The organism is Chryseobacterium shigense (genome assembly GCF_014207845.1).
GTDB lineage: Bacteria > Bacteroidota > Bacteroidia > Flavobacteriales > Weeksellaceae > Chryseobacterium > Chryseobacterium shigense_A.
In genome coordinates this window covers 2,069,587-2,089,813 of record NZ_JACHLC010000001.1, presented here as the reverse complement: position 1 = coordinate 2,089,813, position 20,227 = coordinate 2,069,587, and the positions used below count along the sequence as shown (strand labels likewise).

The window sequence follows — 20,227 nt, the reverse complement described above, 5'->3', positions numbered from 1 at the left end:
ATTTTAAAAATTATGCTCTTAAATATCTTGAATAAGCATATCCTTCCTGACCGTCATCAGTCTTCACTTTCCACCAGTCATCAGAAGTCTGCTCAATTAAAGTTACAGATGAACCTTTTGCAGCTTTTCCTACTACAGCAGCTTCAGTAGAAGGCTCCTGTCTGATGTTAAGGTTAGAATCTTCCGTAGCTACCGTTAAAGCAGCACCAGAAGTTAGCCCGGCTACCTGTACATCAATGTTGATGTCTGAAGAGGAATAAGTAGAATCAATAGCTCCCAAAGCATTCCATACCGCATCTTTTGCTGCTGTGTTGGATGCGCTTCCTGTAACATAAAGAATACCATCCTGCTCCTGAACCTGAAGGTTAGAAATTCCTGCAGACTGTGCTGCTGAAACCACACTTGAATATTTATCTTGTAATGTGCTCATTTTAAATTATTTTACCACTAGATTATTGTTATACTTTCCGATTTTCAAAGCATCTACAGATTCTTTGATTTTTCTTGCCTGAAGGCCTGAAACATTTCCTGTAAGCGTAAGCTGTCCGTTTACAACCTCTACTTTTACAGAAGGGAAATCTTTAACAGCATCCTGAACTTTTTTCTGAACCGCAGGATCTACAGCAGATGCCGTTTCTACCGGTGCAACCTCAACAGGAGCAGCAATAGTAGACATATCCATTACCTCTTTTACTCCGGTGATAGCTTTTAATTTAGCAATCATGGCATCTTTAGACTGCTGGTCTGCGAAGGTTCCGCTTAAGTGAGCCACCCCTTCTTTTACTTCTACAGAAGCATTGGGATTAGCAGTTACCACAGTTGTAGCCTGAGTCTGAAGATCAGCATCAGAAACTTTCTTTTTACAAGAAACCGCTCCAAAAGATATAGCTAGAGCTAATGCAGCCATTGCGATAGTTTTTTTCATAGTTGTATATTTATTAATATTGTTAATACGATCAAATGTAATAATAAAATTTGTACCAAAAGAATAAAAACTCAATAAATATTTCTTGATTTTTTTACAATATTTTATAAATCAGTGATTTAATTTTAATGTATTACAAACTTAATCTAAGCTTAACCGGATTCGGACAAAATCTCATACCAATTGAAAAACTATTATATTTGTGGGAATTGAACTATTTATATGAAAGGACAAAATAAACTTTTTATTGCCATTATCATTGCGCTTATTGTAGGAGTAGGAATCGGAGGCCTGGTACACATACAGTATCCTGAGAGTGCAGAGCCGTTTTCCAAAAATATCAAATTGTTGGGAACCGTTTTTATCAGGCTTGTACAGATGATTATTGCGCCGCTGGTTTTTACAACTCTGGTAGTGGGAATTGCCAAGATGAGCGATATCAAAATGATTGGAAGGGTAGGAACAAAAGCAATGCTGTGGTTCATCAGTGCTTCATTGATTTCTCTTTTTATAGGATTGATCCTGGTAAACTGGCTTGAGCCGGGCCACGTGACCAAGCTGCCTATCCAGGATGCTGCGGCTGCAGACGATCTTTTAAAAAGCAGTAAAAGTTTTTCTATGGAAGACTTTGTAAAGCACATGATCCCTAAAAGTTTATTTGAAGCCTTTGCCACCAATGAGGTACTTCAGATTGTGGTGTTTTCCATCATGTTCGGAGTGGCGTTGGCCAATTTAGGCGAAGATTATTCAAAGCCAGTAGTTAAACTTTTCGATATTATTGCCCATGCCATCCTTAAAATGGTTGGCTACATCATGTGGTTTGCACCGCTCGGGGTTTTGGGGGCTATTGCTGCGGTAGTAGCTGTTAACGGATTTGAAATATTTAAAGTATACGCAATTTACCTGAGAGACTTTTTCTTTGCATTGGGGGTGCTTTGGGTGGTGCTTCTGCTGGTTGGTTATCTGATCCTGGGAAACCGTCTTTTCGAATTGATTAAAAGAATTAAAGCTCCTTTACTGATTGCGTTCTCTACAACGAGTTCAGAAGCCGTTTTCCCAAAATTGGTGGAAGAGCTTGAAAAATTCGGATGTAACAACAGGGTAGTATCATTTATTTTACCTTTAGGATATTCGTTTAACCTTGACGGAAGTATGATGTACATGACCTTTGCTTCCATCTTTATTGCCCAGATCTACGGTATTGAAATGGAACTGGGTCAGCAGATCACCATGCTTCTTGTACTGATGTTAACGTCAAAAGGTATTGCAGGGGTTCCGAGAGCTTCCCTGGTCATTATTGTTGCAACATGCTCCATGTTCGGAATTCCGCCGGAAGGTATCGCTTTGATTTTACCAATTGACCATTTCTGCGATATGGGAAGAAGTATGACAAATGTGTTAGGAAATGCATTGGCTACTTCAGCTGTTTCCAAATGGGAAGGTCAGCTTGAAAATACACCTCAGGAAGTTTAAAAGATATATGAAAGAACAATATTTACAGAATCATAAAGAATTTGTTCTTAAAAAAGGTTTTACAGTTATCAATTCAGTCTTTACGGATAATGAAGTTGAATTGATAACCGAAGCTATCCAGAAAGCAGATACATCAAGGGAAAATTTTAGAAAATCTGATGATCTTTTTGCGGTACGACAGTTTCTGAAAGAAGTGCCTGAAGTTAAGGAATTGATATTCAATGAAACTGTTAAAACGATTATCAGAGAAATTTTCGGGGATAAGTATTTTGTGGTAAAAAGTATCTATTTTGATAAGCCGGAAACCTCAAACTGGTATGTTGCCTATCATCAGGATCTTACTGTTTCGGTAGATAAAAAGATTGAAATAGATGGTTTTGGTCCATGGACAACCAAAAAGAATCAGTTTGCCGTGCAACCGCCTCTTCCTGTTCTTGAAAATATTTATACCATCAGAATTCATCTGGATGACACTGATGAAAATAACGGAGCTCTGAAAATTGTGCCGGAATCTCATGCCAAAGGAATTTACAGACCGGAAACAATTGACTGGAACATAGAAACCGAGGAAATCTGCAATGTGGAAAAGGGTGGTATTATGATTATGAAGCCTTTAATATTGCACGGTTCCAACAGAACTACAGACGGCAGGAGACGAAGGGTGATCCATATAGAATTCTCTGATCTTGAACTGCCTGAAGAGTTGCAATGGTCCGAAAGAATGAATTAATTAGTTAAAAAATTAATGAAAAATATTTTAAAATCATGGAAGCCATTTGAAATCATTTGGCTTCTGTCGTTTTCATTACTTGGAATTATTATTACCCTGGTAAGCAAAGACAACTGGTTGAATTTTCTGGTTCTTGTTTCCGGTATTTTCTGCGTGGTATTAGCTGCAAAAGGAAGCATCTGGAATTATGTATTGGGAACCGTAAATACAGTGGCATATGCTTACGTTGCCTTTACCAATGGATTATTTGGCGAGGTTGGACTTTACACCCTATTTTTTCTCCCAATGAATATCGTTGGGTATTTTATGTGGAAAAAACATCTGAAAGACAATATCGTGGAAATGAAAGCCCTCAATATAAAATCCGTCTTAATGATGTTTTTAATAACCGTCTTGGGATGTATTTTTCTGGGATATTTTTTATCAACAATTCATGGTCAGAACAATCCCTATTTAGATGGGATGTCTACAGTTATTTCAATTGTAGCGACGGTTTTAATGATATTTCGGTACAAAGAACAGTGGTTATTATATGTAATTTTAAATATTATTACAGTTATTATCTGGATAATCAGAACTTTAAACGGAAGCGAAAGTGGTGTCATGATGACCGTAATGTGGTCCGCTTTTCTGATCAATGCTATATACGGATATTATAATTGGAACAAAGGAAGTAAAGAAGTGAAATGATGAAAAAAACAGGACTTACTTTAGGAAAATACGCACCCTTTCACAAAGGGCATCAGTTTGTTTTTGATACGGCTTTGAGTGAAGTTGATGAGCTGGTTGTCCTTATTTATGAAACAGATGTTACAGAAATTCCTCTGCATATCCGTGCAAATTGGATAAGAAATCTTTATCCGCAGGTTGAGGTTATAGAATGTTGGGATGGCCCGGACGGATATTCCAGTGAAAGATGGTTTGAAATTATTCAGGAAGAATATATCCTGAAGATGCTGGACGGAAAGAAAATCACTCATTTTTATTCAAGCGAATTTTACGGTGACCATGTAAGTAAAGCTTTAAATGCTGTTGACAGAAGAATTGATGAAGCCCGGAATACCGTTCCTGTATCCGCCACGAAAATCAGGGGGAATTCTTTTGCCAATAAAGAATATATTAGTGATACTGTTTACAGGGATCTTATAACGAAAAGTGTTTTTCTCGGAGCCATGTCTTCGGGGAAATCTACCCTTGTAGAAGCACTGGCTAAAAAATTTAATACAACTTTTGCCCCTGAATACGGAAGGGAATATTGGACACAGCACCAGGTAGACAGGAGAATAGGTTTTGAAGCCTTTGATGAAATAGCAAAAGGACATATCGAAATTGAAGACCGGGAAATTGTAAATGCAGACAAATATTTCTTTGTTGATACCAATGCGATCACAACTTATATGTTTGCCCTGGACTATCATGGCAAAGCTCCCGATTTTTTAACCAAAACAGCCAATCTAAATTACAAAAGATATGATTTGTTTTTTCTTTGCGACATTGATATTCCCTATGATGATACCTGGGACAGAAGCGGAAACCAGAAAAGAGAAATTTTTCAGAAGCAAATTATTGCAGATTTAAAAGAAAGAAACATTCCTTATATTTTACTTTCCGGAAATCTGGAAGAGAGAATAAAGAAAGTAGAATCTGTACTTTCCGAATTTAAAAAATATTCAAATTATTTTGGCTCTAAAATCTGATATGATTATACATACAAAAACACCTTTTTCAGTCTGAAAGAGGTGTTTTTGTATTTAAATTTAAAATATTAAACTATTTCACAGAAACCTCATCCACAAAAATATACGCCTCACCACCGGCTCCCTGGTGCCATTCCGGAAGTTTTCCGTAGTAATAGGCTTTTACTTTGATGTAGCGCGCTTCAGTTGGAAGAATTTCTGTCCCAAAATCTTTGATCTGTACTTTTTCATCTTTAGCATCAATGGTATTATCCATACTTTTCAGGAGAATAAAATCTTTTCCGTTCATGGAAGCATAATATTCCACCTTTTTAGGCAGTAAGATCCAGGCTTTGCTGTCCTGAAGATAGGTCGAAGATAACTTGGTGATCTGCTGCGGAGATTTCAGATCAATGATGGCTTCAAAATCCTGTCCCTGGTACCCCTGCCATTCACCTTTTCTCCAGTTGATATCGCCATGAATTCCATCGATCAGGGCCAGTTTTCCGTTGGCAGTATATTGCGGATTGACCTTTGAATTAACGGTAATATCCCAGTAATTAGGTCTTCGGTTGAAATTGGCAACTGTTATGGAGCTTTTTTCACCTTTTCTTTCCGAATAAGCATGAACCTGGGTAGTTGTACTGATGATGAAAGGTCCTTTATATGCAGTGAAAGTCTTTCTTACATTCGCATCACTCTCGCTTAAAGTCATATAATATACTTTATCACCCGGGTTCAGTGGGGTGATCTGAACTTTTGCAGAAAAATCAAAAATTCTGTCGGATGCAATTATTGGTGCAGCAGTAAGCTGAGTATATTTAAAATCCTTTGCCGGTTTAATATCTTCGAAACCTAATTTTTGAAGTTCCTGTTTGCTTGTGTTTTTCGTAATCACTTTTGTAGTACCATCCTCCAGATGAATTTTAACTTCATCGAAATAAGGCGTTGTTGTCTGCCATTCCGGAAGTCCGGGTGTTACTGAATAAATTCCCATTGAACTTAAAATATACCAGGCGCTCATCTGTCCGCAATCTTCATTTCCAATAAGGCCATCCGGTGAGTTTTTATAGAAGTTATCGAGAATATACCTGATTTTGGCATCTGTCTTTTCCGGTTTTCCTGCATAATTGTATAGATAGGCAATGTGGTGGCTCGGTTCATTTCCCTGTGCATATTGTCCCATCAGTCCTGTGATGTCTGCCTGTTCTCTTCCGGTTGTTTTATCCGGTGCTGCGAAAATAGCATCAATGAACTGCTCAAACTTTTCCTTTCCGCCATGAGCCGCGATCAGCCCCGGAATATCCTGCTGCACAGAATAGGAATAATGCCATGAATTTCCTTCCGTATAATTATTGTTAACCTCTCTGGGATCAAAAGGTTCATACCAGCTTCCGTTTTTTCTCGGCTGCATAAAGCCGCTGCTTGGGTTATAAAGGTTTTTCCAGCTCTGGGAACGCTTCATGAAATACTGATAATCTTCCTTTTTGCCTAAAATTTTAGCCATTTGTGCAATACACCAGTCATCATAGGCATATTCTACAGTTTTGGAAACACTTTCAGATTCATCATCCATGCTGATATAATTATTCTGTTTATAGGCATTTAAACCGAAAATATCCAGCATGGCAGAGTTTTTAGACGCTTCAAATGCTTTTTCGTAATCAAATCCCTTGATGCCTTTGGCCATAGCATCTGCAATTACAGAAACGGAGTGATACCCGATCATGCATTCCGTTTCATTTGAGGCAAGTTCCCACACCGGAAGCTTTCCGCCCTGTTCGTACTGTTTAATGAAAGTATTGATGAAATCTGCCGTTCTTTTTCTGTCGATCAGCGTCATCAGCGGATGAGCTGCCCGGAATGTATCCCAAAGCGAGAATACAGAATAATAATCGAATCCGTTTGCCGTATAAAGCTTACTATCCCGGCCTCTGTACCTTCCGTCCACATCCATACTGATATTCGGCTGGGTGAAAACATGGTATAAAGCCGTATAGAAAACAGAAAGTTTATCCTTATCATCAGATTTTACCTCAATTTTTGAAAGTTCCTTGTTCCAGTTGGTTTCAGCTTGTTTCCTGATCATATCAAAATCATTAGACTTTCCTTCAGCGAGCATATTTTTTTCTGCACCTTCATAACCTGTTGGGGAAATCGCCACTTTTACAAGAATCTTTTCTCCTTTTTTTACTTTCCCTTTTTTGGGATAAATAATAAACCCGTCTTGCATAGAGTTTTTATAAGAATCAACAATCATTGGCTGATTAAATTCTATTCTTGCCCAAATTTGTTGGTTGGTTGCCCAAGCTGAACTTTTTCGGAAAACTTCGAGAGTAGTGTCGTTAATTATTTTAAAATCCCACTCAAGTAATTTATCCCGATGATTTAAGTCTAACATTATATGCGCATATCCGTCTTTATTAAAAGTATATTTATGGTAACCAACTCTTGCAGTTGTTGTTAGCTCTACATCAATGTCATATTTATCCAAATGAACAGCATAAAAACCTGCCGTGGCTTTTTCGTTTTTGTGGGAAAATTTTGAAGAATATTTGTTGGAATCTAATGTATTTACTCCTATTGTAGGCATTAACATGATATCTCCGTAATCCGAAACTCCTGTTCCGTTAAGATGGGTATGGGAAAAACCATAGATTACATTATCTGAATAATGATAACCGCTACAGCCATCCCAGCTGCCATCTGTCCGGGTATCCGGAGAAAGCTGCACCATTCCGAAAGGTACAATAGCTCCCGGAAATGTGTGGCCATGCCCTCCGGTCCCAATAAAAGGGTTTACATATTGGGAATAATCCTGGGAATAGATGATCTGGGCAATGAATAGTGAGAAAACTGCCAGGCTTTTTTTCATAACATCAATTTATGCCAACGAATATATTGAAAAACCAGAGAACCGTATGTAATAAAAAAACAGCTGTCTTGTTGATGGGTTATTAATAAATGAAGAGAATATTATTTTCGGAGTCAGTGTACACGACCGGAACTCATTTTTATAGCAGCTATTATGATACTGATTTGAATGACGGCCCATTTTATTAAACTGTTATTACGATCATTTTTAAACTTCCCCTTCAAAAATATCATCTAAATAATCCTGCTGATGAATTTCTGTCCGGTCTGTTCCCAGAAATTTTTTCCAGGCTTTAGATTCATGGTAGACGATGCCCATTTCCCAGACACAATAAGTCGGGAGATGGATTTTGTTCCTGTCCCAGACTTCAAATATTCCCGAACCGTCATAATACACACTTTCCCATAATTCATTTTCATTTCTCCAGGTGCAGACCAGCAGAAGATAATTTTCACCGCATCTGTGCATAATGACAAATCCAAGATCGTCCTTATCCTGAAAATTTTCTCCGGCATTTTCTATGCAGGTTCTGGCCTTGCTGATGTCTTCAGATAGAATTTCAGCGGGATCTGTTGCAAGATCATACCACTTGAATTGGGTCTTTCCTACAGCGAAGATACCTTTCGGAGAAGCATATTTGGAAGGATAAATGTTAGAATTCATACAAAAGATTTTATAAGAATGATATTATGTTTTAAAGATGAAGATAAGAAATGTTACAGCAATCTGTTTTGTAATCTTATTTATCACATGAGGTTATAGATTTTATTGATTCTAAATTGTCAAAAAAATCCGTAAATTTGTGAACAATTTATATTTAGTATGTTGACGAAAGAAAAGGTTCAGGATTTCCTTAAAGAGATAGAAGTAGACGATTTGGTGAATAACCTTCAGATTATGGGTAATGATGTGTATATTGATATGACAGCCCATTCGCCTGCCATGCACGAAAAGAAAAAGCTTGAGGCAGCCATGAAGCAGGCATTTGCCAGCGAATTTGGAGAAGAAGTTCATTTAAAACTTAAAATAGTTTCTCCGGAACCTAGCGAGATTCAGCAAAGCCAGATCAAAGGCAAGCAGATTCCGGGAATTCAGAATATTATTGCTATTGCTTCCGGAAAAGGAGGCGTAGGAAAATCTACAGTTTCTGCAAATATGGCAGTTACTTTAGCTAACATGGGTTTCAAAGTAGGATTGCTGGATGCCGATATTTACGGTCCCTCTGTGCCTACCATGTTCGATACTGAAGGAGAAAAACCAATTTCTGTAGAAGTTGGCGGCAGAAGTTTAATGAAACCTGTAGAAAATTACGGAGTAAAAATGCTTTCTATAGGATATTTCTCAGGAGCCAACCAGGCTGTGGTCTGGAGAGGTCCTATGGCTTCAAAGGCTCTGAACCAGATGATCAGGGATGCAGCATGGGGAGAGCTTGATTTCTTATTGATCGACCTTCCTCCGGGTACCGGCGATATTCACTTATCCATTATTCAGGAAGTTCCTGTAACAGGTGCTGTGATTGTAAGTACCCCTCAGCATGTAGCTCTGGCAGACGTAAGAAAAGGAATTGCGATGTTCCAGATGGAAAGTATTAACATTCCGGTTCTTGGATTAATCGAAAATATGGCGTATTTTACACCGGAAGAACTTCCTGATAACAAATATTACATCTTTGGAAAACAGGGAGCTCAGTATCTTGCTGAAGATCTGGGGATTCCGGTATTGGGAGAGATCCCTTTGATCCAGAGTATCAGAGAAGCAGGAGACGTGGGAAGACCGGCTGCGCTTCAGGAAGGCTCTAAAATTGCAGACATCTATACCGAAACGGCAAGAAATATGGTGGAAAGCTTAGTGGAAAGAAATAAAAACCTTCCTCCTACAGAAGCGGTAAAGATTACCACTATGGCAGGTTGCTCGCCGAAAGCTAAAAAATAATTATTTTCAATACGTTTGAAAAAACCGAATTGAATCGAAAAAAAATATGGAAACAAATATAACACACGAAGATACAGTAACAAGAGTAATGGAAGCTCTGGAAAGCATCAGGCCGTTCCTGAATAAGGATGGAGGCGATATTGAGCTTATTGACGTGAAGGATAACCAGGTTTTTGTAAAACTTCTGGGTAACTGTTCCGGGTGTTCGCTGAATTTCTCAACCCTGAAACTGGGTGTAGAAAATACCATCAAGCAGCACGCTCCCGAAATTGAAAAAGTAATTAATGTAGAGTAAAAAATTACACGAGATATTTTTTAGAGACAGGTTTTTCAGCCTGTCTTTTTTTGTATATTTTAGTCAGGAAAGTTGCCGCTTCGGATTACTCAGATTCATACTTTAAAGACCTGTTTTATGCTGTTTTTTATTGGTTTTATTGAATTTTTTTAATTATATTTGTGAAAAACGCATCTTATGTTTGAATTTTTACAAAACCTGGAACCGCTTCATCAGGGGTTCTGGTATACAGCTATAGCAGCCAGCTTTATCTTTTTAATTCAAACGGTTCTTACTTTTGTTGGAGGGAGTCATGGAGATACAATGCATGCCGATTTCAGTGGAGACAGTCATGCGGACAGCCCTTTTCAGTTATTTTCATTCAGGAATCTTATCAACTTCCTTTTGGGGTTCGGATGGAGTGGTGTGGCATTCTACAGTTCAATAGGTAACAAATCGCTGCTGATCTTTGTTGCAGTGCTTGTGGGAGCAGGGTTTATTTTTCTGTTCTTTATTCTTATTATGCAGATCCTTAAACTTACCGAAGACAATACATTTAAACTGGAAAACCTTATTGGCAGAAGCGGAGAAGTCTATCTTACCATTCCGGCAAATATGGGCGGTAAAGGGAAAATCACCATTTCTGTGAACGGAACCAGCCATGAACTTCAGGCAATGACAGAGGAGAAAGAAAATATTCCTTCCGGAGATTCGGTGAGGGTGATCTATATTTATGACAAGATTCTTGTTGTTTCAAAAATTTAATTCATTATCAACCATTTTATAAAACTATTTATGGCAATACCAGGAACTCTTATTCTTACATTAGTTATTGTACTTGTACTATTCGTCACATTTTTGGCCCTTATTTCAAGATACAAAAGATGTCCGTCGGATAAAATTTTAGTTATTTACGGTAAAACAGGAGGCAGTTCTGCCAAATGTATCCACGGAGGCGGTGCATTCGTATGGCCCGTTATCCAGGATTATTCTTACCTTGATTTAAAACCGATTTCTATTGAAGCGAATCTTACCAATGCTTTATCCAGACAGAATATCCGTGTAGATGTACCATGTAGATTTACGATTGCAATTTCTACAGAACCGGACTCTATGGGAAATGCTGCGGAAAGATTATTGGGACTGTCACAGGAGCAGATTCAGGAACTTTCCAAAGATATTCTTTTCGGACAGCTGCGTTTGGTGATCGCAACGATGACCATTGAAGAGATCAATTCAGACAGGGATAAATTCTTAGATAATATTTCCAAAAACGTAGATACGGAATTAAAGAAAATCGGTTTAAAGCTGATTAACGTAAACGTTACGGATATCCGCGATGAATCAGGATATATTGAAGCTCTTGGTAAAGAAGCGGCTGCAAAAGCAATTAACGAAGCCATCATCAGCGTTGCCGAGCAAACTAAGATCGGGGAAACCGGAAAAGCGGTTGCCGACAGAGAGAAAGATACACAAATTGCAGAAACACAAAGAGACAGAGACGTAAAAATTGCGATTACAAGAAAAGATAAGGAGATCAGTATTGCCGCTGCGATCAAAGATGAATCTATCGGTAAGGCAGAAGCTGAAAAAGAGTCCAGAATTGCCACTTCATTAGCTAATTCCATTGCTGTAAAAGGGGAGAACGAGGCAAAAATTACCATTGCAAGCTCTGATGCTGAAAGAAGAGAAAAAGAAGCAGAAGCATTAAGAATTGCAACCGCTGCAGAAAAAGTACAGGCTGCAAGATCTTTGGAAGAATCATATCTTGCAGAGCAAAAAGCTGAAGCAGCAAGAGCAGAAAGAGAACGTGCCACGCAACAGGCCAACGTTGTAGTACATGCAGAAATTGCAAAGCAAAAAGCTATTATTGATGCCCAGGCAGAAGCTGAAAAAATAAGATTACAGGCAAAAGGAGAGGCAGATGCTATTTTCGCAAAGATGGAAGCCGAAGCAAAAGGTCTTTACGAAATCCTTACCAAGCAGGCCGAAGGTTACGATAAAGTAGTGCAGGCCGCAAGAGGTGATACAAACAGTGCTTTCCAGTTGCTATTGATTGAAAAGCTTCCTGAACTTGTTAGAACCCAGGTTGAAGCCGTTAAGAATATCAAGATTGATAAAGTTACGGTTTGGGACAGCGGAAACGGGCAGGATGGAAACAGCTCTACAGCTAATTTCGTGTCGGGAATGATGAAAACAGTTCCGCCTTTAAACGATTTATTTAATATGGCAGGTCTTAATTTACCTGATTATTTAAAAGGAAAGCCGGATGAAGTTAAGACAGAGATCATCACTGTTCCGGAGAAAAAGGAGAAGAAGAATTTTGATGATATGAATCCGGAAAACCCGGAAACTGAAGCTCCAAAAGCTTAATATTGAAGTATAATACATAAGACTCGGGCGGAAAGCAAAGCTTTCCGCCCGAGTCTTTTATTCTAAAGTAATTTTAAAATAAGGGCTTTAAAATCTTAATTTTTTAAAACTTTCTTCGTAATCACTTTTCCATTTAAAAGTTCTGTTTTTATGATATAAACTCCTTTTGCCAGGTCCGAAACATCAGAATTGTTTTTGTTTACTCTTTTGATCAGTTTTCCATCAGCAGAATATATTTCAATTTTATCTACTTTTTCCGTTGTGGAAAAATTCAGGTTTGATTTTGCAGGGCTTTCAAATGAAATGGAATGTTCAGCTGTACTTTCCATAGTGGCCAAAGTAGCATCTGATATGTTGTATTTGGCAACTACATAATACCATTGATTTGTTGAAGTATCTTTTCTGTCACCTGCAACATACAGTGTATTGTTTTTAGCCAGTAATGAAGTGTAATTTCCTGTAGGAATGGCTGTTTCTTTATAAGAAATTTGAGAATTTAAAGAAACAGGATTCCCGGAATTATTATAACTCACAATAAACGGAGCATCTGCCGAAGTGGTTCCAACAAAAAAGATCTTGTTCCCTGCAGAAGCAAAACTGCTGTAATATTCAAGTGTATTGCTGTCGTTCGTTAATGAAATAGTATTTGACAAAATTCCGGCAGAACTTACATTGTAGAATTTGCTGTTATCCAGATCCAGTGAATAGATAGTGCCGTCAGTATTTTGTTTTGAAAAGAAATAACCGGCTTCAGGATAAGTAAACGTTCCGTTTGTACCAAAAGTAGCATTATTGATTCCGTTCAGGCTGGTTTTATTGATTTTATCGTTGTGAAAAATAAACAGATCAGAATTTGAATTTTGAATACTGCCATTGTTCAGATAATCAACAGATCCGTTATTTCCGTAAGATGAATCTATAGCTCCGTTAGACGTTAACTTGATTAATTTGCTTCCGTTTGCAATAAGAATAGAATTGTCGGAAAGTACAGCCGTGTTATTCACGAAACCGTCAATAGCATCAGTAGAAGCGGTAAACTCACCATTTGTTGCGAAGCTTGTATCCGGTGTGCCATTTGCGTTATATCTCAGAACGCTTAATTGTAAGGGTGATATATTGGTGGATTTCTGAAAAGTCACCAGGATTTTATCACTTCCCTGAAACACAACGTTGAAGTTTCCGGGATAATTAGGTAATGTTAACGTACCTGCATTTCCGAAGGAAGTATCAAAGCTGCCATCCATATTAAGTTTGTAAATCTTATTGCCATGTCCGGGAACATCCTTTCCATATGCCAATAATTTACCGTCATTGCTTTCCAGAATTTGAAGCTCATTTGCTTCACCTGTCAGAGGAATTGAAACTATGCCCTGGTTTCCGAAAGAAGTGTTTAAACTAATGATTTGGGCGTTAAAATTTGAGCAGAAAGCGGTTGCTGCTGCCATAAGAATAAAGATTTTTTTCATCTGTTTGTTTTTGCATTCTGCTGTATCAAATTTAATGCCGCTTTTATAAGTTTTTTCGATAAATAAAGCAAAAAGCCCCGGTAGTATTCCAGGGCAATTTCAATCAACTAAATAACATATTCTATTTTACAATAACTCTTTTCATATAACCTTCAGAAGTTTTAATAAGGTAAACTCCTGTAGCTAATTTGGAAGTATCTATAGTTAAAGTATTTTTCTCTTTTCCAAGCATTTTTCCGGACATATCATAAAGTTCATAATCCTGCACCCTGTTCCGATCTTCTAATAACATTATTATAGCCTGTAGAAGGAATATTGAACTGCAGTGCGCCTCCAATCGGATTATTGAGTCTTAAATGGGTTCCGGCCGGATCTCCGTTCCGTGCATTGAAATTGTCAGGGCTGAAATTCTGTCCTGTACCGCCGGCAAAATCTATTTCGCTGGTTCCGCCGGGTATGGGAACAAGAGAACCGCTCACTAAAGTGGAGGAAGGTGTGGTAATGGATGCTGCAGATGTATTGTTGTTAAAATTCCAGTAATGGATGAGTGTTTGCCCAAAGAGCCCTCCCTGAAGGAAGAATGCGGCAATTACAGCCCCTTTTAATAGATAGTTGTTGGTCATTTTTACTTGCATTAGATGTATGCAAAAATGAACTTTATACACTGCAAGTATTTTAATGGAGTTTTAAGAAATGTTTAATAAAAAGGTAACAGTTGTTGCGGGAAGATGAAATATAGAGAAAAGTGTATAATAAAGGTAAAAATTAAAGACAAATGATAATCGGCCTTATTTGTTTACTCGCTTACTTTATTTCCTGAGAAATTCAGGGATTTACCCGCAGAGGTTTTTCCTTCCATCGGATGTTTCTGCATATAAAAATAGCCTGAAACAGCCATCAGAACCAGAAGTATAAAAACCACAAGAATTATTCTTTTTAACATGTCTCTCATATTGCTAAATTTTTAATGTCCCTAATTTCCAAAGTAGAGGTAGGATATCCTTTATGCACAGCGTTGATCATTGCTATGCCCACTTCATGTAAAGTTAATGATTTTGAGGGGAATACAACAGGAAAAAACCAAATAAATGGCTTGAAGAACCATTTTACATTAATTTGACCTTCAACGGGTTTCATAAATCCCGGGCGGAAATTGAATGCATTCCTGAAACCCATCTTTTTTAACGTATTTTCCGTTCTGCCTTTTACCCTTGCCCACATCATTTTTCCGCTTTCCGTACTGTCGGTAGAAGCTCCCGAAACATAATTGAAGACCATTTCCGGGTTTTGGTTCAGAACTGCCTGGGCAAAGTGAATGGTGGTTTCGTAGGTAATTTTAGTATAGTCTTCTTCATTCATTCCTACGCTGCTGATTCCTGCACAGAAGAAACAGGCATCGTAGCCTTTGAGGTTTTCATCATTCAGGCTTATAGAGAGAAAATCGGGAACCAGATATTCTTTGAGCTTGGCATGTGTTTTCCCTGAAGGCTTCCTGCTTACACTTAATATTTCGGAGATATCAGGGTTTTCGAGGCATTCCATTAAAACACCTTCACCTACCATACCGGTTGCTCCCGTAAGAATTATTTTGATTGGATTCATTTTTTTTCTGTTGATGTTATGTATGACGTATTGACGTTTACTTTTACTTTAAATTTATGATAAAATATTACATTTTTAAAATATAATATTGACTGACAGTTTATTATATTTTATGATTGGAATGGAAGTGAAGCAATCTGAAACGTAAAATTCTAACCGTTAAGAAAAAATTTAGAAGTTAAAAATATTAAGTATATTGATTCGCTGCACCTGGTAATTTAATAAAGAAACACCAGTCAAAAGAGGCTGGTGTTTTGTATATGCTGTACATTGTTAGCAGAAGTATAACAGTTAATTATTTTCCAAAATTTTCATCAAGTTTGATAACCTTTATTAAGACCTGTTTATAAGACACAAAATCCATTGAAGTGGCATTGGTATTACCTGACAGTCCTTTAAAGAAAGTATATGAATTGCCATTATTGGCTGTTACTTTAAATGAAGCAGGATTAAATTCTGCTATTTTAGTATTGTTGTTATCATAAAAGGTTAATATGGTATTTTTATCAAGTATTTTATCATCATACCTGTAAAGTGGAAGCTTCAGGCCTTTAACATAACCAACTTTTGTACCCTGTTCTCCACCTTTTAGTATTTCTCCATCTTTATTTATGTAAGGTTTGAATTCTGTTACCCTTTTGTTGGATTCAATTATAGCTGCTTTTTCAGGAGATACTTCTCTTTTGTAATCAGGGTTGTTCAGAATTTCATCCAGTTTTGCCTGATTGATGCCTTTGGAATTCAATAATTCATATTTTTTGAATGAATTTTGAAGTACAATTTTTTCATCAGTTCCAAATGCGGAAGCTTCGTAGTTTAATTCGATCTTTTTCCCCGGATTATTGATGCTTTCGAGCAATATATAATTATCTCTGGTATCTTCATCAATTTTTGAATATATTATATTCATGGTATAAACCGGTGTACCGTCTAAATTATGGAAGGTATAGACTCCTTTTTTGTCTGTAATCTTAGCGATGGGATTTGAATCTAAAAGTATTACTTCTTTTTTTATCTTCAGATTCTGTGCAAATAATATTGAGGCCAATATTATTGACATGAGTGCAAGTGTTTTTTTCATCATTATTTAAGTTATTTGTTATCTCTGCTAACAAAATGAGTTCAAAAATAAAGAATATTTCAATGAGTTTAAAATATTTCCCATTCTAAACCTGTACAGGGGTAATTTCTTTCAATGACTGTCATGAAAATGGAAACCGACCATTCTCTGGCCGGCTTTTGCTTTATATCGTGTAAAAAAGTATTATTTTTTTTCGTGCAGTTTGCTGTAAATATTATGGATCAAGCCGTCAGCTACGGAGATCTTAGGAACAAATATCCTGTTGATATCCGACCAGGACATGACGTTGTTGAAAATTCTCAAAGCATGTACGAGAACATCGGCCCTGTCTTCTCTGAGGGTATATTTTGTCATTCTTTCTTCTACGGAAAGTTCATTAAATTCTTTATACACTTTTTTAAGATGAGAAAGTGTCATTGGCTTTCCGTCTTTCGTTTTACTCATCGAGAAAACTTTATTGATATTTCCTCCGGAACCGATGGCCACAATAGGCTTTTTGCTGACAATATTTTTTTTGATCTCCTCCTTCATCTCGTGCCAGTTTTCTGCAGATACCAGGTTGTTCAGAAGGCGGATAGTCCCGATATTAAAGGATTTTTCATAGACCATTTTTCCGTTTTCGTAAAAAGTAAGCTCTGTAGAACCTCCTCCTACATCTATATATAAATAGGCAAATTCTTTGTCGAGGCCTTCTGCGACGTGATTTTCATAGACAAGTGTCGCTTCTTCGTCTCCGGATATAATCTCAATATTGATCCCTGAAGTTTCCTGAACCAGTTTTATAATTTCATTTCCATTGGAGGCATCACGCATGGCACTGGTGGCACAGGCTCTGTAATGGTCTACTTTATAAATTTTCATAAGATCACTGAAAATCTTCATAGAGTCGATCACCATTTTTTCTCTTTCCTCACCAATCGTTCCCATAGTGAACACATCCATACCCAGCCTCAGTGGGATTCTCAAAAGGTTCAGCTTTATAAATTCAGGTTTTTTATTATTGATTTTTACCTCATTGATTAAAAGTCGGGCGGCGTTGCTTCCTATGTCTATAGCAGCGATGATCATAAGTTTAGTAATCTTTTAAAGTTTGTTTGTATAAAGGTAAGTTTTTCCCAAGAAACTGTCCCAGATTATCGAAAAAATAAAAATCCGGGCCATAATTTCTGCTGTCTACTCTTATGTAAAAATAATTTTTCCTTCTGAATATTCTGCAGTTAATTAAATTTTCTCCGTCACCATAAAATGGTTTTCCGTTTTTATCTACAAATGTGTAACCTCCATAATTATAGTTTATGTCTCTGATCTGGTATAAGTAATCATTTGTACGTGCAATTTCTGCATTGTTTTTATCAATAATTATTTCTCCTTTGTAATTAATCAGGAATTGATTATTTCTGTTTTCCTTATTTTCAAAAATAGTATTTCCGTTTTTATTAATTTCTACATTGTCAGAAATATAGCTTTTATCTTTTAGGGTGTTTACGGATTTTAATTTTTCGTTGATAATATGGATATCTCCTTGTTTCGTCATTGCAAAAGCATAATTCCTGTAAAAATTACTCAGTTTTGAGAATTTTGTGTGTTTTAGTTTTCCTTTTGGGTTAACCGTAACATATGTATCCTGGCTTTGAAGGGTATAAAGGTTGGATTCAATGGGAATTCCTGCAAAAGTTGGGGCGGCTAAATTTTCACTGACGGTAATCTCTTTTTCTTTGGAAATTATTTTTAGTTTATTGTTTTCTCTGTCAGAAACCAGAAGGTTATTCCCAAGAAAATGGAGTACTTTCAGGTTTGTCTTTAACGTTTCTCTGCCGTCTTCAATAATTCCGCTTTGGATTTTTCCGTTAATGTTTTTTTCAAAATAGAATGTGTCTTCATTTTCCAGAAAAGAGGGTTTCAAAACGGTGTAAAACTCACTTATAATCTCTCCTTTGGAGTTGGCGAGGGCATAGCTGTTGTTTTTTCTTACAATATTATACAAGGGAATGTTTTCACGATCATAAGCGCTTTCATCAAAATTGACTTCGCCATACATATTATTATTGAAGCCGTCAATTTCTCCCAGGCCTTTCAAAATATCAAAAATAGTAAGCTTTTTTTTTGTCGGGCAATATCTGTAATCACCACCGCTTTGGGTTCCAGGACAGATTTCGAAGATTTCACTTTTGTTTATACTGATGTCATCAAAGCTTTGGTAGAATATTTTGCCTTTTAAATTTTTGAAAAACATCCTGGGGTTCTTATAAGCAATATACACATCATCGGCAAAGAAATTGTCATCGTAGTGATGAGCGATTTCATCGGATGTTAAAAGCAATTCACCATTTAATCTGTGGAAAGTTCTTTCATTTTTATCAGCTGTGTAATAAATGTTTTTGTTATTTAAAATTTTTGCCTCGTAAAAAGGACCTTCAAATTTTTTTAACCTAAGGTTCCTTACGTAGTAATTGTTCTGTTTATTTTCTAAAATAAGCAAAGAATCTTTATAATATTTTACTTTTCCCTCAAACTCTTCTTTTTTATTGTTCTGATAGTCGATGATGTAGGTTTTGTTATCTGAAGTGGCAGCGCAGGAACCTTTGTAACAGATCAATTTATCATATATACCGGGAATGATTATTTTTCCTTTTTCGGAAATCAGGCCGCATTTATTACCGAGAAAAATATTTGAGTTTTTATAAAATTTACTGTCGTAAAATACAGCAACACTGTCTTTAGCATTGAGCTCGTTATCATAAAAATCTTCAATAAAATAATAGGAAGGCTTTAAAACCCAGTTTCCGCTGATATCTTTTATGCCATATTTCTCACTCGTAACAGTATTGTCAACGATAATTTTTTCGCTGTCTGTATGGTTATATTTTTGTGCAGAAACCCATCCTGAAAAAACAGCAGACAACAAAATACATATTTTTATTTTGGGCATCATGGAATAGAAATTTCCTGGTTTAATGATAAAATTTTACCTGTTTTTGCATCTATTGAACCTTCTATATTAGTGTAAACGAAAAACCATACAGGCTTTTTGTCTTCATACAGATTTTTATAAACTTTTACATTGGATTGCTGGAATTTTGTAATGATTTCAGGGTTATCTTTATATTTATTGATCAGAAAATTAAGGATTTCTTTTCTGGCAATATTTTCAGCCTGCTTTTCCGGAATGGAAAATTCTTTTTTCCAATCAATTTCTTTTGTCAGTTTTCCCGAAATATCATATTCCTGAAGTAATCCTACTTTTTTATTACCGTTGAAAATGGTTTCTGTTCGTTTCAGCTGGCCATTCGGGTAATAATAATTTCCTGTGCTAAGTTTTGAAACTTTATCATCAATTCCTTCTGTAAAACCATCATGATTGAAGGTAAGATTGATTGATTTTCCATCTTTTGTTTCAATAAAGATTACAGGTGAATCATAATTGATACAGTAAAATTCGTTATCATTTTCCTTTATGGTAAAAATGGCTTTAGGCAGGATAAATTCATCTTTGAGTTGTCTGAGGTCATTTTCAGTAATCTCTTCAGCTTTTTTGCCATGGTCAATCCAGTATTCCTTCTTTAATTGATGTTTAATTAACAACAGGCTGTCAAGCTTTTGAGTAGAATGGTATTTATAATCCAGATAAAGCAAATGATCTTTGTTTTCAGCTGCTTTTTGAAGGTAAATATTTTTCATACGTTCGTACTCCTTTAGCGGGAAAGGAGAAACTGCTCTTTGCTGTGCATAAAAGAGAACAGAAAAGAATGGGAATAAATAAATATATTTTGTCACTTTTAAAGCTGTGTTTTTAGGATGTCTAAAGTAACTTCTCTGTCTT

Annotated in this window: 21 protein-coding genes; 8 read left to right on the top strand and 13 right to left on the bottom strand. The window is 36.6% G+C overall.

Annotated features, from left to right (window positions below; genetic code table 11):
* Positions 1-10: 10 nt before the first annotated feature.
* Both HNP36_RS09680 and HNP36_RS09675 read right to left on the bottom strand, forming a co-directional pair.
* Positions 11-430, bottom strand: coding sequence for an SH3 domain-containing protein (locus HNP36_RS09680; protein WP_184158054.1), 420 nt, complete (start codon positions 428-430; stop codon positions 11-13).
* A gap of 6 nt (positions 431-436) precedes the next feature.
* On the bottom strand, positions 437-925 hold the full coding sequence (locus HNP36_RS09675) for a BON domain-containing protein (protein WP_184158056.1): 489 nt from the start codon (positions 923-925) through the stop codon (positions 437-439).
* 222 nt (positions 926-1,147) lie between these two features.
* Here HNP36_RS09675 and HNP36_RS09670 point away from each other — a divergent pair, with 222 nt between their 5' ends.
* From HNP36_RS09670 to HNP36_RS09655, 4 genes are read left to right on the top strand one after another with little or no spacing between them, the layout of a single operon-like run.
* Entirely contained in the window at positions 1,148-2,398 is a 1,251-nt protein-coding gene (locus tag HNP36_RS09670; RefSeq protein ID WP_184158058.1) for a dicarboxylate/amino acid:cation symporter, read from the top strand.
* A gap of 7 nt (positions 2,399-2,405) precedes the next feature.
* On the top strand, positions 2,406-3,128 hold the full coding sequence (locus HNP36_RS09665) for a phytanoyl-CoA dioxygenase family protein (protein ID WP_184158060.1): 723 nt from the start codon (positions 2,406-2,408) through the stop codon (positions 3,126-3,128).
* Between the two features lie 15 nt (positions 3,129-3,143).
* Entirely contained in the window at positions 3,144-3,818 is a 675-nt protein-coding gene (gene pnuC / locus HNP36_RS09660; protein ID WP_184158062.1) for a nicotinamide riboside transporter PnuC, read from the top strand.
* A complete protein-coding gene (locus HNP36_RS09655; protein WP_228456307.1) occupies positions 3,815-4,825 on the top strand; it encodes an AAA family ATPase in 1,011 nt (336 codons plus the stop codon). The genes pnuC and HNP36_RS09655 overlap by 4 nt, the downstream gene beginning before the upstream one ends.
* 73 nt (positions 4,826-4,898) lie before the next feature.
* Here HNP36_RS09655 and HNP36_RS09650 read toward each other — a convergent pair whose 3' ends face one another.
* Together HNP36_RS09650 and HNP36_RS09645 are read right to left on the bottom strand one after the other, a co-directional pair.
* Positions 4,899-7,679 carry a GH92 family glycosyl hydrolase gene (locus HNP36_RS09650; protein WP_184158064.1) on the bottom strand — a complete coding sequence of 927 codons (2,781 nt, stop codon included), beginning with the start codon at positions 7,677-7,679 and terminating at the stop codon, positions 4,899-4,901.
* Between the two features lie 207 nt (positions 7,680-7,886).
* Positions 7,887-8,342, bottom strand: a complete 456-nt coding sequence (locus tag HNP36_RS09645) for a hypothetical protein (protein ID WP_184158066.1) — start codon at positions 8,340-8,342, stop codon at positions 7,887-7,889.
* Positions 8,343-8,501: 159 nt separating this feature from the next.
* Here HNP36_RS09645 and HNP36_RS09640 point away from each other — a divergent pair, with 159 nt between their 5' ends.
* From HNP36_RS09640 to HNP36_RS09625, 4 genes are all read left to right on the top strand, one after another.
* Complete coding sequence (locus HNP36_RS09640; protein WP_184158068.1) at positions 8,502-9,611, top strand: Mrp/NBP35 family ATP-binding protein; 1,110 nt, start codon at positions 8,502-8,504, stop codon at positions 9,609-9,611.
* 46 nt (positions 9,612-9,657) lie between these two features.
* Positions 9,658-9,906, top strand: a complete 249-nt coding sequence (locus HNP36_RS09635) for a NifU family protein (protein WP_002977212.1) — start codon at positions 9,658-9,660, stop codon at positions 9,904-9,906.
* Positions 9,907-10,083: 177 nt separating this feature from the next.
* Positions 10,084-10,650: an NfeD family protein gene (locus tag HNP36_RS09630; protein ID WP_184158070.1), complete on the top strand. Its 567-nt coding sequence runs from the start codon at positions 10,084-10,086 to the stop codon at positions 10,648-10,650.
* Between the two features lie 30 nt (positions 10,651-10,680).
* Positions 10,681-12,258, top strand: a complete 1,578-nt coding sequence (locus HNP36_RS09625; protein WP_184158072.1) for a flotillin family protein — start codon at positions 10,681-10,683, stop codon at positions 12,256-12,258.
* Positions 12,259-12,353: 95 nt separating this feature from the next.
* Here HNP36_RS09625 and HNP36_RS09620 read toward each other — a convergent pair whose 3' ends face one another.
* The 9 genes from HNP36_RS09620 to HNP36_RS09580 form a co-directional block, all read right to left on the bottom strand.
* Positions 12,354-13,724, bottom strand: a complete 1,371-nt coding sequence (locus HNP36_RS09620; protein ID WP_184158074.1) for a T9SS type A sorting domain-containing protein — start codon at positions 13,722-13,724, stop codon at positions 12,354-12,356.
* A gap of 121 nt (positions 13,725-13,845) precedes the next feature.
* Positions 13,846-14,016, bottom strand: coding sequence for a T9SS type A sorting domain-containing protein (locus tag HNP36_RS09615; protein WP_184158076.1), 171 nt, complete (start codon positions 14,014-14,016; stop codon positions 13,846-13,848).
* Entirely contained in the window at positions 13,979-14,347 is a 369-nt protein-coding gene (locus HNP36_RS09610) for a hypothetical protein (protein ID WP_228456305.1), read from the bottom strand. Before HNP36_RS09610 ends, HNP36_RS09615 begins: the two co-directional genes overlap by 38 nt.
* A gap of 173 nt (positions 14,348-14,520) precedes the next feature.
* Positions 14,521-14,676: a hypothetical protein gene (locus tag HNP36_RS09605; protein WP_228456303.1), complete on the bottom strand. Its 156-nt coding sequence runs from the start codon at positions 14,674-14,676 to the stop codon at positions 14,521-14,523.
* Positions 14,673-15,326: an NAD-dependent epimerase/dehydratase family protein gene (locus HNP36_RS09600; protein WP_184158080.1), complete on the bottom strand. Its 654-nt coding sequence runs from the start codon at positions 15,324-15,326 to the stop codon at positions 14,673-14,675. Before HNP36_RS09600 ends, HNP36_RS09605 begins: the two co-directional genes overlap by 4 nt.
* 295 nt (positions 15,327-15,621) lie before the next feature.
* The gene (locus tag HNP36_RS09595) at positions 15,622-16,386 is read right to left on the bottom strand and encodes a hypothetical protein (protein ID WP_184158083.1); all 765 of its coding nucleotides are present in this window, start codon (positions 16,384-16,386) and stop codon (positions 15,622-15,624) included.
* Positions 16,387-16,590: 204 nt separating this feature from the next.
* Positions 16,591-17,475 carry an exopolyphosphatase gene (locus HNP36_RS09590; protein ID WP_184158084.1) on the bottom strand — a complete coding sequence of 295 codons (885 nt, stop codon included), beginning with the start codon at positions 17,473-17,475 and terminating at the stop codon, positions 16,591-16,593.
* A 4-nt stretch (positions 17,476-17,479) separates the two neighbouring features.
* Complete coding sequence (locus tag HNP36_RS09585; RefSeq protein WP_184158087.1) at positions 17,480-19,339, bottom strand: hypothetical protein; 1,860 nt, start codon at positions 19,337-19,339, stop codon at positions 17,480-17,482.
* Positions 19,336-20,181: a hypothetical protein gene (locus HNP36_RS09580; protein ID WP_184158088.1), complete on the bottom strand. Its 846-nt coding sequence runs from the start codon at positions 20,179-20,181 to the stop codon at positions 19,336-19,338. The genes HNP36_RS09585 and HNP36_RS09580 overlap by 4 nt, the downstream gene beginning before the upstream one ends.
* Positions 20,182-20,227: the final 46 nt, after the last annotated feature.

Excerpts from the sequence above, each read along its gene's own strand:
- HNP36_RS09620 (WP_184158074.1), bottom strand. The coding sequence starts at position 13,724 with ATGAAAAAAATCTTTATTCTTATGGCAGCAGCAACCGCTTTCTGCTCA.
- HNP36_RS09590 (WP_184158084.1), bottom strand. The coding sequence starts at position 17,475 with ATGATCATCGCTGCTATAGACATAGGAAGCAACGCCGCCCGACTTTTA.
- HNP36_RS09610 (WP_228456305.1), bottom strand. The coding sequence starts at position 14,347 with ATGACCAACAACTATCTATTAAAAGGGGCTGTAATTGCCGCATTCTTC.
- HNP36_RS09625 (WP_184158072.1), top strand. The coding sequence starts at position 10,681 with ATGGCAATACCAGGAACTCTTATTCTTACATTAGTTATTGTACTTGTA.
- HNP36_RS09650 (WP_184158064.1), bottom strand. The coding sequence starts at position 7,679 with ATGAAAAAAAGCCTGGCAGTTTTCTCACTATTCATTGCCCAGATCATC.
- HNP36_RS09670 (WP_184158058.1), top strand. The coding sequence starts at position 1,148 with ATGAAAGGACAAAATAAACTTTTTATTGCCATTATCATTGCGCTTATT.
- HNP36_RS09675 (WP_184158056.1), bottom strand. The coding sequence starts at position 925 with ATGAAAAAAACTATCGCAATGGCTGCATTAGCTCTAGCTATATCTTTT.
- HNP36_RS09635 (WP_002977212.1), top strand. The coding sequence starts at position 9,658 with ATGGAAACAAATATAACACACGAAGATACAGTAACAAGAGTAATGGAA.
- HNP36_RS09630 (WP_184158070.1), top strand. The coding sequence starts at position 10,084 with ATGTTTGAATTTTTACAAAACCTGGAACCGCTTCATCAGGGGTTCTGG.
- HNP36_RS09680 (WP_184158054.1), bottom strand. The coding sequence starts at position 430 with ATGAGCACATTACAAGATAAATATTCAAGTGTGGTTTCAGCAGCACAG.
- HNP36_RS09645 (WP_184158066.1), bottom strand. The coding sequence starts at position 8,342 with ATGAATTCTAACATTTATCCTTCCAAATATGCTTCTCCGAAAGGTATC.
- HNP36_RS09595 (WP_184158083.1), bottom strand. The coding sequence starts at position 16,386 with ATGTCAATAATATTGGCCTCAATATTATTTGCACAGAATCTGAAGATA.
- HNP36_RS09585 (WP_184158087.1), bottom strand. The coding sequence starts at position 19,339 with ATGATGCCCAAAATAAAAATATGTATTTTGTTGTCTGCTGTTTTTTCA.
- HNP36_RS09605 (WP_228456303.1), bottom strand. The coding sequence starts at position 14,676 with ATGAGAGACATGTTAAAAAGAATAATTCTTGTGGTTTTTATACTTCTG.
- HNP36_RS09615 (WP_184158076.1), bottom strand. The coding sequence starts at position 14,016 with ATGTTATTAGAAGATCGGAACAGGGTGCAGGATTATGAACTTTATGAT.
- HNP36_RS09600 (WP_184158080.1), bottom strand. The coding sequence starts at position 15,326 with ATGAATCCAATCAAAATAATTCTTACGGGAGCAACCGGTATGGTAGGT.
- pnuC (WP_184158062.1), top strand. The coding sequence starts at position 3,144 with ATGAAAAATATTTTAAAATCATGGAAGCCATTTGAAATCATTTGGCTT.
- HNP36_RS09655 (WP_228456307.1), top strand. The coding sequence starts at position 3,815 with ATGATGAAAAAAACAGGACTTACTTTAGGAAAATACGCACCCTTTCAC.
- HNP36_RS09640 (WP_184158068.1), top strand. The coding sequence starts at position 8,502 with ATGTTGACGAAAGAAAAGGTTCAGGATTTCCTTAAAGAGATAGAAGTA.
- HNP36_RS09665 (WP_184158060.1), top strand. The coding sequence starts at position 2,406 with ATGAAAGAACAATATTTACAGAATCATAAAGAATTTGTTCTTAAAAAA.